The following is a 13,884-nucleotide window of genomic DNA, read 5'->3' on the forward strand; positions in this document are numbered from 1 at the left end:
TCTAAAAAAATAATTCAACAAAATCATATACCTGGATGTCTGTTCATATCTGTACTAGTTGAAATAATTTGTTAGATTAAAAGGATAGTCTATTAATATTGGTCTATCTATCATTAACTCTATTTCTATAAATAATATATTAAAAAACAATTGTTTTTGCAAGAAAATTTTAATGGTATTTAAAATATTTTTTATAGAATAATAATTCGGGCGAAGGAAGCCTTCTAGATAATGGAAGGTTTCTTTCGCCCGAAGAGTCTTAATCTTGAATTTGTTCCCATGTAACATTAAATGCAAGCTTCCAAAGAATTCCTAGGCAAACGATAGCGATAACCCCATAAAGATAGACCCCGAAAGGAATTAGCGTGCTTAGAAAGTGGAGTAGGGCAAACGCGCCGACAAAGAGCATGAGTCCGAATACAATCGCGCCGTTATTGTTTTGATTATATTGATCAAAGGACTCTGAAAAGGGAAGCGATTTTTTTAGAATCATAAAACAAATGACAGCGTAGCTACAGGCATTGATAAAGACGACAAAAAGGTCCGGAAGTACTCTGATTCCAAATAGGACAATAAAAATCATACTTAGCAGCAGGTAAATCGGTAAATAAAGATTAAAGATAAACGCCTTTATCGTCCCGGTAAACATGGGCTTTAACCTTTCAATCGGGGCCACTCTGTACACCCAGGCTCCTTTATATTTGCCTGAAAACTTAAGGAGAATCATAATAGACGGTATGATAATTAAGCTGAAATAGATGGTTAAATACGATTTACTTGTCGATAGATGGCTAAGGTCTGTTTCAAAGCCGCTCATAATAAAGATAAAAGGTATCACAATAGAGAAACCTAAAGAAGGGTAGACCTTTAATTTGAAATCACGTTCATTCTTCATCATGGAGCTAGCAAACCGGAAAAACGCTTTTTCCTCATGTGAACGGCAGATGACATGAAGAATGGCTAGTCTGAGCTTACTGCGTTTCTTTTCCTTAGTTTTCCCGTGATAGGTAAGTTTTTGCAGGCTTTGCTCAAATATTGGGCTTAACTTCAGATAAATTAATATTGAAAGCAGCGGCACTATAATACTAAGTACTGAAAATCCAACATATATAGTTTGAAAATCACTCATCATTAGCATCTCTATATTGGCACCATACCACATTGGGAAAATGAAGACATGCCACCACTTCGGATCAAGCGTGACCGTTAAGTCAATAAATTCGAAGGAGCGAACAAGCAGTTGATAGCCAATCATAATCATAAGCGAGAGTCCGATTTGAACATAGTTAATAAGGTCCTTTAACCTTTCTCCATCAAAGAATCGAAGAATGAACAAATAGATGAGCGCTGTTAATACGATAATGAGCAGGTCTATTAGGACGAAATGGATAAAGGCTATAAGGAAAAATAAAAATCCATTTTTAATCAGACCTACCAGCAAAGGAATGCCTACCAGAGCAAGAGATAGAAAGGATAGATAAATAGCGACATGGACGATTTTGGCGGTGGCAATCGTTCTTCTGTCAACCGGCTTTGGATATAGTATGTTCCGATCACGGACATCTAGTAAGACCGAAGAAAAGTCTGATATCATCGATGTCATGACAAAAAAAGTAAAAATTCCATAGGTAAAGCTCATTTGAAACAGATAATTATCTCCAATCAGCATAAAAGGAATCATAAACAAGCCAAACAGCACATAAATCCACAGTGATTTAATATATTGATTCGAAGTTTCCTTTCCTTTCTTATTAGCATTCTGTGAAAAAATTGTCGGAACCCGTCTTCCATCCATGGTTAGCTTTAACTGGAGAATTCTTCTCATGACAGGATAATCTACGCCAAAACGGATAAACCCCTTCTCAAACCGATCCAATAGCTTCAAAGTACGAAAATCCTGCATGATTACATCTCCTCTACAACCGAAACAAATCGTTCACTCAGCTCTTGGTGCTGATGGAAGCCGGTAAGCTGGTTAAAGATTTGCTCGAGTGAGCCTTCAGTATTTTGCTGCTTTAATTGTTCAAAGGTACCATCGGCAGCAATTTTTCCGGCATGGAGAAGAATAATCCGGCTGCTAATCTTCTCCACGACATCCATGATATGGGAGGAATAGAAGATGGTCTTTCCTTGGGCAGCAAGCTGGGCCATGATTTCCTTGAAAACCATCACGCTGTTCGCATCTAATCCGTTAATCGGTTCATCAAAAAATAACAGCTCAGGATTATGTAATAGACTGGAGATGATTAATAGCTTTTGCCGCATACCCTTGGAATAGGAGGCAATACGAGAATGATAGACCTCGCCGATTCCGAATAATTCCATTAAAGTCTTTGCCTTATAATCAGCAAGCTCAAAATCAAGGCCGTATAATTCACCAATAAAGGTTAAATATTCATGGCCGGTTAAATTATCGTATACCTCGGCTATTTCAGGTACATAGCCAATTTTTCGTTTGTACTCGATATCCCCGTCGGAAATATCACGGCCGAAAATGTTAATACTCCCTGAATAATCTCCTTCAATCCCAAGCATCATTTTGACTGTCGTACTTTTACCAGCTCCATTTGGACCAATATAACCAATAATTTCTCCTCTTGTTACTTGAAAAGTAACCCCATCTAAAACCGTTTTTGAACCATAGTTTTTTCTTAAATCTTTTATGGCTAAAATAACTTCCCCCATATAAAAACCTCCATTTCGTGAACGATTACACAAATATCTGTAACAAGTGTAACATGAACCCCCTAGACGCTAAAGGGAAGATACTCATTATTTAGTCGGGAATTTCAAAAATGTTTTGATAATGATTATCAATTAATAGATGAAGAATTGATTCAAATCAATTCATTTAAAAGGATAGTAGTCTATGATGTGTTTGTAATATAAACAATGTGAATGGATTACAAAACATATAAGTGATTTCTATGTAACACGACTGAACAGGAGGGATTTCCCCATGTGGAATATAACAGTCTTTATCAATCAAGAAGTGAAGATGTATGAATTTGACACGGAGGCTGAAGCAAGGGAAGCTTTCAAAAAAATAGAAGGAAACAACAAAATCTTGTCTGAGATTTTAGTATATTAAGCACCACTTAAATGCGAGTATGGAAGAGAAATCATAAATGAAAATTGGGATAGGAGAAGATAGGATGAAGACGATAGTAGTTTACACAAGTATGACGGGAACGACCGAAAGAATGGCTCAAGTGATTACAGATGAATTAACGAAAGCGGGCGATCAAGTCACGATGAAGGATGTATTTGAAGCGGATGCTTGGGAGCTAACATCCTATGAAAGAATTCTGCTTGGGTGTTATACATGGGGGGATGGAGAGCTGGCAGATGAAATCTTGGACTTTCATGATCAGCTAGAAAATATCGATTTAACCGGTAAATATGCTGCAGCATTTGGTCCCGGAAGCTCCTCTTATGACCAGTTTGCTCGGGCGGTTGATATTTTAGATGAGACTTTATCACGGAAAGGCTGCGAAATCATCACAAAAGGCTTAAAAGTCGATACATGGTCAGATGATGAGGAGAAAATCAAAGCGGACTGTGTAAATTTTGCTCAAAAAATAGTACATCTGACACCGCAAAGGGTATGAACAGCGTAGGAATCAACATTTTAGGTTAGAACAGCAGAAAGAGAGAAAACAAGTTTAATGGATGGACAAAGAGTTGATGAAAACGATATTCGGGCGGAGGCAACTTACCATGATGTTGTAGGAAAGCTTATGGAGAGTTTTATTGAAAATGGTTCCTATAAACTTATGAAGGAACTCACTTTCGAAAAGGAAATAATCCAAAAGAATATCCATGATCTTTTACGACATCATGAAGCGAAACGACATGAGATCGGGTATAATCTTGTCGCGAAATTTACGACGCGGAAGGTCTATCAATACGACTATACAGGCTTGAACGAATTTTTGTATGATCGCGGGCTTCTGCAGGAGATAACCAGACTTACTAGTCGTAACCTAAAGAAGGATCAGGGGCTACTTAAAGTATTTGCGCCTTATCGGCTACAACCCGAATTCTATATTAAACCATCATTCAATAAGGCGGGAAGAGAATTGCTGAAGGTGGAGAAATGTAGTGAATTGGATGTAAGCCTGGAGGAAGCTGCGAAGCTGAAAAGGGAAAACCATGAGTCTTTAAGAAAGGTACGTTTGGAGTATAAACGAGTCATAACACAAATAGAAAGCTACAATAAACTTCTACCTGAACAGAAGGTAAAGCATAAATACGGATCACTATCTCGATTGCAAAAGCCTTTCACATATGATGTGAAAAGAATTACAGAACCTCACGCTATTCAGCTGTTAATGGAATTTGGTAAACCCAATATGGAAAAATTAGAATTGTATATAGCGAAAGGATTTATTTCAAATAGTGAGATAGAATCCTTTAGAGCGTTAAAGGATATAAAGTTAGAATTTGTCATACTGGATATAGATGAAGAAAGGGCTATATTAAGCTCTTTTCATCAAAGGAAGATGAGTAATCTGTCCAGTTATCTATCGCTTTAGTATATAGATCCACAGCAAAGTCAGGTGTTAGAATGAAAAAAGTATCGAATCTATTAGCGCAGAAGGGAATGAACCTAGAACGAGAATTAATCAAGGTTGAAGGCTGTGTGAATTGCGGTAAAGAACTTAAAACCTACCGAATGCAAATCATTGGCGGTTCGAAAAAAGGTCAATGGCGGACAATTACACAAGAGTGTGATTGTTATCTATCACAGGAAGCTTTAGCCGCAGAATCTAAAATAAAGATAAAGCATTTTAGCAAGCTTTCAACCATTAATCAATCTTTAAGGCAGGCTACCTTAGAAAACTATGTCCCTCATCATGATTCCCAATTTTCAGCTATGCAAAAGGCGATCGAATTTATAGAAAAGCTATCTCAAAATAAACAGGCACGATTGATCTATTATGGGGAACCCGGGCTTGGCAAATCTCACATAGCCGTTGGGATTGGGAAAATCGTTGAAGCTAGATTTCGTAAAACCTGTATGTTCTTAGAATTGCCAGCTTTAAAACAAATGATAAAATCCTCTTGGTCAAAGGAGAGTACTTATTCTGAACGGGACCTAATGAGGTCTATCGCTGAGGCTGATTTAGTCATACTTGATGATGTAGGTGCTGAAGGAATCACGCCTTGGACCAAGGAATTCATGTTTGCTATTTTAAATTCTAGATTATCAAAGAGTTTAATAGTGACGACCAATATGTCTCTGCCAGATCTATATATGGAATATGGAGCAAAAATAATCGATCGGTTTCTCGAAAATATGACTAAACAAGATCTTATCAAAATAGAGGGAGAACACAGCTATCGATTAAAACACTTTATTGAAGACTAGGCGTGATTAAGTGAATAGTCAAAAAAAAGCTCAGCCATTGGTTGAGCTTTTTTTCGTGCTAAGAAGGGTGATGAAAAAAATATTCCTATATTTATAGTAAAAATGATAAAAATTGATTTCAATCAATTAATAATGATAATCATTCTCATATAATGAGAGAGAAATCAATAGTCCATTCCATTATATAAAAAGATAAATAAGGAGTTGAAATAGAACATTCATATGGATACGAAAAACATTCACTCAGGTGATAAAAAATCAAAAGAAAACATTGAGGTTTGGGAGGATCTTGTTTCTATTAAGGATTTGGTGAGAGCCCTGCTCATCATGAGTCTCACAACGATGGGGGCCTATTTCCTTGCGCCAAATGATCCCCCTAAGCCATTATTCTTCGGTTTAGTGGGAGCCCTCATTGGGTTCATATTAACAAGTTTCATCATTAAACCTAAACGAATTTTACAAGAAGTTGAGAGTGAGGAATAAGTGTGGATACTGCTTTAATTTTTCAAATGGTGGCAGCTGCTGCGATTGGAGCGGTGGTTTATACCATAATTGGAATTGCACCAGGAACAGATGAGACAGCAGTTATTGCACCGGTTACATTAGTTCTCGTGGTATCAGGGCTGCATCCTGTTGTCGTACTGGCCTTTTTCATTTCTGCGATTGTCGCCCATAAGTTAACCGATTCGATTCCTGTTGCGACAGCCGGGATTCCTGGAGGAGTTATGGCTACCCCCATGGTGGAGCATGCATTAGTCTTGAAAAAACATGGATTGTCGGATGTTAGTATCCGTAAAATGGCCTCCGGCTCTGTGATTGGAACGATTATTGCGTTGCCTGTCAGCTTATTGCTGGCGCAAGCATTGATTCCGGTTGCTGAGATCATAAAGGATTATGGGGAGCTTTTATTTGTTTTTGGCGCGGTATTTTTAGCACTTATGAGTAAAAATAGGTGGCTTGCACTTGCCGCCATTATCCCTTTCGCTTTATTGATTCAAGGAATGCGATCCTTGTACTGGGAGGTTGGAGCCGTACCAGAAGGAACCAATGTATTTACTTCCTTTTTCTTAGGAATTACGATTGGACCCGTAATTTTAATTTTATTTGAATTACTCAATAAAGAGAATCGGAATCGTCTGCAGCGGTTTGATAAAAAGACGATTCAGTATAAAAGGACAAATGGAGAAAAAGGGTTTCCTAACCCGTTCAAAATTTTGACCAAAAAAGAATTAGCCGTAAGTTCTCTTTCATCCTTAATTGGAACCTTTACGTTTATTATGAGTGCTGTCGGGACTACTATCTTTGTCGGTGAAATGGTGTCCAGTCGAACGAAGGATCCTGTGGAAAAGGCATCCCTTTCAATTGCTAGTATGGAAGCACTGGCGAATGCCACCTATCTTTCCGGTACGCTGGTGCCTTTAATTGCATTAGGCATCCCCCTATCATCGGTTGCCATGGGGCCGGCGAATCCATTATTTAATGCGCCTCCAGTCTTTAACTTAGAGCATAATCTGCATCATGTTTTATCGATGACTGACTTTGTTTGGGCAGCGGTGATTGGTGCGGTGATGGCTCTCATCTTTACGTATTTTATGACGATTAAATATTCACAGCAGATCTGTGCCTTTGTCTTTAAAAGAATCCCGCATGAGGCGATATTGGGACTGTTCTTTAGCTTAGTATTATTGCTGGCTTTCATGGATGCCGGATGGATCAATGTCGGTGGTGTACTGTTAATCTCCATTGTTGCAGGAGTGCTCCATAGATGGGGAATTAACTATGGGGTTCAGTTTATGGTTTTATACTCAGCTCCATGGATTGTCTCCCAGTTAGCTGGGCTTTTGTAACAAAACATAATAAAAAGGAGGGCTTATGATGGTCATCGCGACACCGCCTAAGGTTGGCATTGGACATGCACATAGTAAATTAATTCTAGTAGGTGAACATGCAGTTGTATACGGCAAGCCCGCCATTGCGATTCCCTTTCCGCTGGAAGTAACCTCTACCGTTGAAAGCAGAGAGGGTGAGGCGATGTTGGCATGCACTCACTATGTTGGCCTCTTGAATCAAGTACCGCAGCCTTTAAAAGGAATCGCTCTCTGTATCAATCATACATTAATATACCTGGGAAAACCCTTGAGCGGCCTACTGATTCGTCTTCAATCTGAAATTCCAATGGGACGCGGTTTAGGCTCAAGTGCAGCTATCGCAGTTGCAATCGTCCGAAGTCTATTTTCCTTTTATGGAAGGCCCTTAACGCAGCATAAATTGATGGAGCTTGTTCACAAAGCAGAGGAGTATGCACATGGAAATCCAAGTGGAATTGATATGGCGGCTACCTCCAGTCATATGCCTATTTGGTTTCAAAGGGATAGAAAGGTGGATCCATTAACTGTTGGGAAAGCGCTGCATCTGGTTGTGGCTGACAGCGGAAAAATAGGAGATACCCTTTCAGCCGTAAAAAAGGTAAAAGAAAATTATCGATTAGAGCCTGCAAAAGTCAAAGGAGCCATCGAACAGGTGGAACAGATTGCTAAGCTGGCGAAAGTTGCCCTAGCAAAAGGTGATCTTCATATGCTAGGCAGCTTGTTAGATGCCAACCATGATGAATTAAGGACAATGGGTGTCAGCGATAAGGGTCTCAACCAGCTGGTTGAAACGGCAAAAAATGAAGGGGCACTGGGGGCAAAATTGACAGGCGGCGGCTGTGGAGGATGTATCATGGCTCTCGCCAATTCTCTTCATCATGCGGAGCAGTTAGCGAAAAGACTCTTGAGTGCAGGTGCTTATAAAACCTGGTATTTTACGATTGAAAATGATACTTAGACATGAGGACTTAAAGTTTGCAAAAGGATGGGGAGGATATCGATGCAAGCAACAGCAAGAGCCAATACAAATATTGCCCTGATAAAATATTGGGGAAAACGGGATGAGGACCTGTTTTTACCAATGAATAGTAGCATTTCCATCACATTGGATCAGTTTTATACCACAACAACGGTTCAATTTTGTGAATCGATTTCGGCTGACCTCTTTGTATTCAATCAACAGCTTGCGAATGAAGCAGAAACCCTTAAAGTAACCCGGTTTCTAGATATAGTGAGGAAAATGGCAGGGAAAGAATGGTTTGCCCTTGTGCACTCAACGAATAAGGTTCCAACTGCAGCTGGTTTAGCCTCCTCTGCCTCAGGATTTGCGGCATTAGCGGCCGCTTCTGCAAAAGCGATAGGCCTGGATTTAGAGGAGAAGGAATTATCCAAGCTAGCCCGTCAAGGGTCGGGCTCTGCCAGTCGATCTATTTTTGGTGGTTTTGTTGAATGGCAGAAGGGTACGAGAACAGACGGAGACGATTCATATGCCAAGCCCATCCTACGAGAGCAGGATTGGAAATTGAGTATTCTTTCTGTGATTGTCGCATCGCGTGAAAAGAAAGTATCAAGCAGAGAGGGAATGAGGCGAACGGTTGAAACGTCTGCCTTTTATTCTGGGTGGCTGGAAACGGTAGAAAGAGATATGGAGATAGCAAGAGCGGCCATAAACGAGCGGGATTTTGAAAGGCTAGGCGAGGTAGTGGAAGCCAATGCATTAAAAATGCATGCCACGACATTAGGGGCGAAACCTCCGTTTACTTATTGGCAAAAGGGAACGATGGAAGTGATGACCCTCATTCAAAGCTTAAGAGCACAAGGAATGGCAGCCTATTTTACTATTGATGCTGGACCCAATGTTAAGGTTCTTTGTTTGCCAAAGGATGAACAGAGGGTTCGTGAAAAATTATTAATGCTTTCTACTGTTCAACATGTTTATACTTGCCATCCAGGTTCAGGAATTTCCTTTTTACCAACAAGTAAGAACAAAAAAATCCCATATGATTTAGAGAGTGATAGAAAAGATATTTGTTATTTAAGTAGGTGAATGAAACATGACTAACTCAGAATGGAAGCTTCGAGTGCCTGGAAAGCTCATGATTGCCGGTGAATATGCCATTCTTGAGCCAAGGCAGCATGCTGTTGTGATGGCAGTTGACCGGTATATAACGGTTGAATTAAAGGAGAGTAAAGAAAATATTCTCTCTTTACCTCAATTAGGGCTAAGAGAGGTGACCTGGATAAACGATGGAGTTACACCGATTTTTAATAGAGGCGATTCCCGACTAAAAGTGATTCAGCAAGCCTTGAAAACAATGAATCAATATTTTCGGGAACAGTCAATAGAAATTAGAAACTGCCGGTTAACGATAACGAGTGAATTGGTGGATATCGATGGACGGAAATATGGTCTAGGGTCAAGCGCTGCTATCACGGTGGCTGTTGTAGCATCGCTACTGGCATTCCATCGTATTCAGTTACCTTGTGAACAGCTATTTAAACTAGCAGCACTTTCTCATCTTCTAGCACAAGGGAATGGTTCTGGAGCTGATATTGCTGCTGCCACTTATGGTGGCTTGATAAATTACACGGCGTTTCGTCCGAATTGGCTTTTGGGCAAATGGAAGGAAGGAACAAAGCTTAATGAACTATTAGAAACATCATGGCCACAACTTTCCATTCGTCATATAACACTTCCGGCTGAGGTTGAAATAGGTACCGGGTGGACAAAAGTAACGGCAAGAACAGGTCCTATGGTGCAGAAAATTCAGAGATTCCGCCTAACCGAGCCGCATCAATATCATTCTTTTTTGCAGGAAAGCTCTAGAGCGGTTACCCAATTCGTAAAAGGCATTGAAACGTGTAACTTTGATCGAGCGATGGTTGGTATTTCACAAAACCGGCAAGCTTTAAGACGGCTAGGAGCGTTTACAAATGTGCTGATTGAAACCCCTAAATTAACGAGATTATGTGAGATTGGTGAGAAATTTGGGAGTGCTAAACCTTCAGGTGCGGGCGGCGGAGATTGTGGAATCGCTTTAATTCAAAAACAACAGAAATCATTATTACATGAAGCCTGGAGAAAAGAAGGGATTATACCATTACATGTATCTTGTTCCCAAAAAGGATTTGTCGTAATGGAAATGATTCGTAGGTCATAATCGTCGACATAAAAGGCTAGAATTTAAGCTCCGAATTTTGAAAATGAATTTACGATGAGAGAGGATTGTTGAAAATGAGTTTACCCTCATCTGCTCATAGCATGAATAATAGACCAAAGAAAGCAGCCAATAGTTTTTTAAAATCAGTATTGGTTGGTACTTTATTACTGGTATTTACGGTTTTATTAGTTGGAGGATATTGGATATTTAAAGACCAAGCACCAAGACCTCTTGTCACAACCACTGATGGTGAAGTATTGATGACAAAAGAGAGCATAATGGGAGGACAAGCCGTATTTCAAAAGTACGGACTAATGGACTATGGAAGTGTACTGGGAAATGGATCGTACATGGGTCCAGACTATACAGCGGAAGCGTTGAAAATCTATACCGAGGGAATGCAGGATTTTTATGCAGCTGACGTGGAAGGGGTCATTTTTGACGAACTGACGATAAAAGAACAAGAACAGATTCGGGAAAAAGTGAAGGCGGAGATGAGGGAAAATCGTTATCTTGAAGAGACGGATACCCTTATTTTAACGGAAGCACAGGTCTATGGTCTTGAACAGGTTCGGGAATTTTATCAAAAAGTATTTACTGAAGGTGATGGCTGGGGATTACAGGAAAACCTAATTAAAGAAGAACATATGCCGAAAGAGGGACGCTCCTGGGTACATGAAGGAGATCAAATCACGCAAATTGCTGACTTCTTCTTTTGGACAGCGTGGCTCTCAAGTACCAACCGCCTGAACGATACGATTTCGTATACGAATAACTGGCCTTATTACGAGGATGCCGGAAATGTCATGAGCTATTCAGCTATTTTATGGAGCGGTGGAAGTATTACGATTTTATCTCTTATTCTAGCCCTTATTCTTTTCCTATTCTTTAGGTATCAGTTAGAAATGAAAGAAGCTTTTTCACCAGGCAATTTTCCAAGAATTCATCTGGAGAAAATTCCAGTTACCTCTTCACAGGTTAAAGCAGGTAAGTATTTTGTTGTTGTGTCTATTCTTTTCTTCATTCAGGTTATGTTTGGTGCTTTATTGGCTCACTATTACACAGAGCCTGATTCTTTCTTCGGCATCAAGTGGATTGTCGAGCTATTACCGTTTAGTTTTTCAAAAGGGGCACATCTACAATTAGCTATTTTCTGGATTGCTACCGCCTGGTTAGGATTAGGAATTTATGTAGCCCCACTTGTTGGCGGGTATGAGCCGAAGCATCAGGGTAAGTTAGTTAATATTCTATTTTGGGCCCTTGTCGTATTAGTCTTTGGCAGCTTAGCTGGTGAATGGTTAGGGGTTAATGGCTATCTTGGCAATGCTTGGTTCATGTTTGGTCATCAAGGATGGGAATATTTGGAGTTAGGCCGATTCTGGCAATATCTATTAGCCGCCGGAATGATGATTTGGTTGTTTATCGTCTTTAGGGGGATTAGGAGTGCCTTAAAGCGGGAAACGGATCGAGGTGGTCTTGTCCATCTCTTATTCTATGCATCCATTGGTGTACCGTTATTCTATGTTTTTGCTTTCCTAATTCAGCCGGATACAAGCTACACAATGGCCGATTACTGGCGTTGGTGGATTGTTCATTTATGGGTAGAAGGTATATTTGAAGTCTTTGCCGTTGTCGTGATTGGTTTCCTATTAGTTCGCATGAAACTGGTAACGAAAAAATCAACGATTCGACAACTATACTTCCAAATTACGATTTTACTAGGAAGCGGAGTTCTTGGAATTGGTCATCACTATTATTATAACGGCTCATCAGAAGTCTGGATTGCCATTGGCTCGGTCTTCTCTGCTCTAGAAATTATCCCGTTAACTTTATTGATTTTAGAAGCGTATTCACAATATAAAATGCTTCGAGATGGAGGGATTGATTTCCCTTATAAATCGACCTTCTGGTTCTTAATATCAACCGCACTTTGGAATTTAGTCGGTGCTGGTGTACTAGGATTCTTAATCAATCTGCCAGTTGTGAACTATTTTGAACATGGTCAGCAATTAACACCGGCACATGCCCACGGGGCGATGATGGGGGTATATGGAATGTTTGCGATTGCGCTGCTTCTTTACTCCTTAAGAAATATCGTTAAGCCAAAGGCGTGGAGCGACAAATTCCTCAAATTCATCTGCTGGATGTTGAATATTGGATTAGCAGGAATGGTCTTTATTACTTTATTACCGATTGGGTTCATACAACTGAAGCTGGCTTACGATCAAGGCTATTGGGCATCCCGTGACCCAGAAACGTATTTTGGCATAGAAGCCGTTCAGAATTTGCTTTTAGTCAGATCAGTCCCGGATACCATTTTCTTAATTGGTGTCATTGGGCTTGTCATCTTCTGTATTAAAGCACTGTTTAATCTAAGGAAGCCTACACACGGGGAGAATGAACTTCTACCGGTGCAGGACTTAGCAGCAGATGAAGAAGAATGATAGTAGTAGGATTCGTTCAAATATGAAGTGATAAAAAGGCTAATAAAAAATTTTAGAGAAACACGCTTGAAACTGATAGCACTGATTAGTGATTTAATGGATGAGCAGCTGAATGTTACATTAAGTTCGGAATGGTGGTGGATTGCTCAAATACTCTATCATTTGTATTCAACGGAGAAGGAAATAGCCCAATTTGTCTTACAGTCTCTGAAAACAATTAGTAAAAAGGTAGAGGAGAGGGACGTATCTTTCATTGAAGCTTGTAATGTAATAGCTAAAGCTGCCGAAGTGCCGCCTGAGGCATTCTTCAGTAAAAAGGAAATCACTCAGTTATTAGAAGCATCGAGGTTTCAATATACACAAGCTATTTTTAATGAAACACATAAAAGATCTTTAACAGAAAAGTCAGTTGAGCATCCAGGCTTTGGAGAGATTAGTTTAAAGAATATGCTAGATGTGATTTGGTTACACGAAGAACAGCATCTTCAGCAACTGAAAGAAATAAAGCAGCAATTAGTTAAGTGCCCTAATTAGTTAGCAATCTATTATCCATCTAATCTCCGTTACTTGAAATGGCCTATGGTACTCCCTATAAAAAAATCCGTTATTTATTGATGCCATGGCAACAGCTGTCTTGAATAGGAGCGATTAACTTAATCAATCCTTATAGAATATTACAGGGGTGAACTATATGGAGAAACAATCGATTCCTTCTTATCAACTATTTAATGAAGGTCATTTTTCAAAAAATATAATATTTAAAAGTAACCATAGCCAGGTATTTCTGTTAAATTTACTGCCGGGTCAAGAGATGCCTTCTCATTATCACATCGGTGCTGAATTATACTTACATGTCCTTCAAGGCAGCGGAACATTTAGTATCGATGGACATGAGCTTATCGTAAGTCAAAATGAGGTGATACATTGTGATGGAACCCAGAGATTAGGCTTTGCTAATACAGGAAATGAAAATGTATCTATCTTTGTAACGCTTAGTAAAATGAATCGCTAAAAATGGATGGATGAAAGAGTGAAAA

At 39.6% G+C, this 13,884-nt stretch carries 14 protein-coding genes; 12 read left to right on the top strand and 2 right to left on the bottom strand.

Translation table 11 applies throughout. The features are described from left to right. Window positions 1-259: 259 nt before the first annotated feature. The gene (locus tag BQ5321_RS08755) at window positions 260-1,903 is read right to left on the bottom strand and encodes a hypothetical protein (protein WP_071394134.1); all 1,644 of its coding nucleotides are present in this window, start codon (window positions 1,901-1,903) and stop codon (window positions 260-262) included. 2 nt (window positions 1,904-1,905) lie between these two features. Beyond that, window positions 1,906-2,685, bottom strand: coding sequence for an ABC transporter ATP-binding protein (locus tag BQ5321_RS08760; protein ID WP_071394135.1), 780 nt, complete (start codon window positions 2,683-2,685; stop codon window positions 1,906-1,908). A 274-nt stretch (window positions 2,686-2,959) separates the two neighbouring features. Between BQ5321_RS08760 and BQ5321_RS24805 the strand changes: the two genes are divergently transcribed. The 12 genes from BQ5321_RS24805 to BQ5321_RS08815 all read left to right on the top strand — a co-directional run bounded on the left by BQ5321_RS24805 (window position 2,960) and on the right by BQ5321_RS08815 (window position 13,859). After that, window positions 2,960-3,091 carry a hypothetical protein gene (locus BQ5321_RS24805; protein WP_261798738.1) on the top strand — a complete coding sequence of 44 codons (132 nt, stop codon included), beginning with the start codon at window positions 2,960-2,962 and terminating at the stop codon, window positions 3,089-3,091. Window positions 3,092-3,155: 64 nt separating this feature from the next. Further along, complete coding sequence (locus BQ5321_RS08765; protein ID WP_071394136.1) at window positions 3,156-3,611, top strand: flavodoxin; 456 nt, start codon at window positions 3,156-3,158, stop codon at window positions 3,609-3,611. A gap of 57 nt (window positions 3,612-3,668) precedes the next feature. Then, the gene (locus BQ5321_RS08770; RefSeq protein WP_084786703.1) at window positions 3,669-4,538 is read left to right on the top strand and encodes a hypothetical protein; all 870 of its coding nucleotides are present in this window, start codon (window positions 3,669-3,671) and stop codon (window positions 4,536-4,538) included. A gap of 32 nt (window positions 4,539-4,570) precedes the next feature. Next, window positions 4,571-5,374 carry an ATP-binding protein gene (locus tag BQ5321_RS08775; protein ID WP_071394137.1) on the top strand — a complete coding sequence of 268 codons (804 nt, stop codon included), beginning with the start codon at window positions 4,571-4,573 and terminating at the stop codon, window positions 5,372-5,374. 222 nt (window positions 5,375-5,596) lie between these two features. Then, complete coding sequence (locus BQ5321_RS08780; RefSeq protein ID WP_071394138.1) at window positions 5,597-5,857, top strand: hypothetical protein; 261 nt, start codon at window positions 5,597-5,599, stop codon at window positions 5,855-5,857. A gap of 2 nt (window positions 5,858-5,859) precedes the next feature. Beyond that, window positions 5,860-7,221 carry a tripartite tricarboxylate transporter permease gene (locus BQ5321_RS08785; protein WP_139187774.1) on the top strand — a complete coding sequence of 454 codons (1,362 nt, stop codon included), beginning with the start codon at window positions 5,860-5,862 and terminating at the stop codon, window positions 7,219-7,221. A gap of 25 nt (window positions 7,222-7,246) precedes the next feature. Beyond that, the gene (gene mvk / locus BQ5321_RS08790) at window positions 7,247-8,200 is read left to right on the top strand and encodes a mevalonate kinase (protein WP_071394139.1); all 954 of its coding nucleotides are present in this window, start codon (window positions 7,247-7,249) and stop codon (window positions 8,198-8,200) included. Window positions 8,201-8,242: 42 nt separating this feature from the next. Then, complete coding sequence (mvaD, locus tag BQ5321_RS08795; protein WP_071394140.1) at window positions 8,243-9,289, top strand: diphosphomevalonate decarboxylase; 1,047 nt, start codon at window positions 8,243-8,245, stop codon at window positions 9,287-9,289. Window positions 9,290-9,296: 7 nt separating this feature from the next. Continuing rightward, the gene (locus BQ5321_RS08800) at window positions 9,297-10,403 is read left to right on the top strand and encodes a phosphomevalonate kinase (RefSeq protein WP_071394141.1); all 1,107 of its coding nucleotides are present in this window, start codon (window positions 9,297-9,299) and stop codon (window positions 10,401-10,403) included. 74 nt (window positions 10,404-10,477) lie between these two features. Beyond that, a complete protein-coding gene (locus BQ5321_RS08805) occupies window positions 10,478-12,847 on the top strand; it encodes a nitric-oxide reductase large subunit (RefSeq protein WP_071394142.1) in 2,370 nt (789 codons plus the stop codon). 27 nt (window positions 12,848-12,874) lie between these two features. Beyond that, window positions 12,875-13,381: a DinB family protein gene (locus tag BQ5321_RS08810; RefSeq protein ID WP_261798739.1), complete on the top strand. Its 507-nt coding sequence runs from the start codon at window positions 12,875-12,877 to the stop codon at window positions 13,379-13,381. A gap of 157 nt (window positions 13,382-13,538) precedes the next feature. Further along, on the top strand, window positions 13,539-13,859 hold the full coding sequence (locus BQ5321_RS08815) for a cupin domain-containing protein (RefSeq protein ID WP_071394143.1): 321 nt from the start codon (window positions 13,539-13,541) through the stop codon (window positions 13,857-13,859). Window positions 13,860-13,884: the final 25 nt, after the last annotated feature.

The sequence above is a fragment of the Bacillus tuaregi genome (assembly GCF_900104575.1).
Taxonomy (GTDB): Bacteria; Bacillota; Bacilli; order Bacillales; family Cytobacillaceae; genus Bacillus_BD; species Bacillus_BD tuaregi.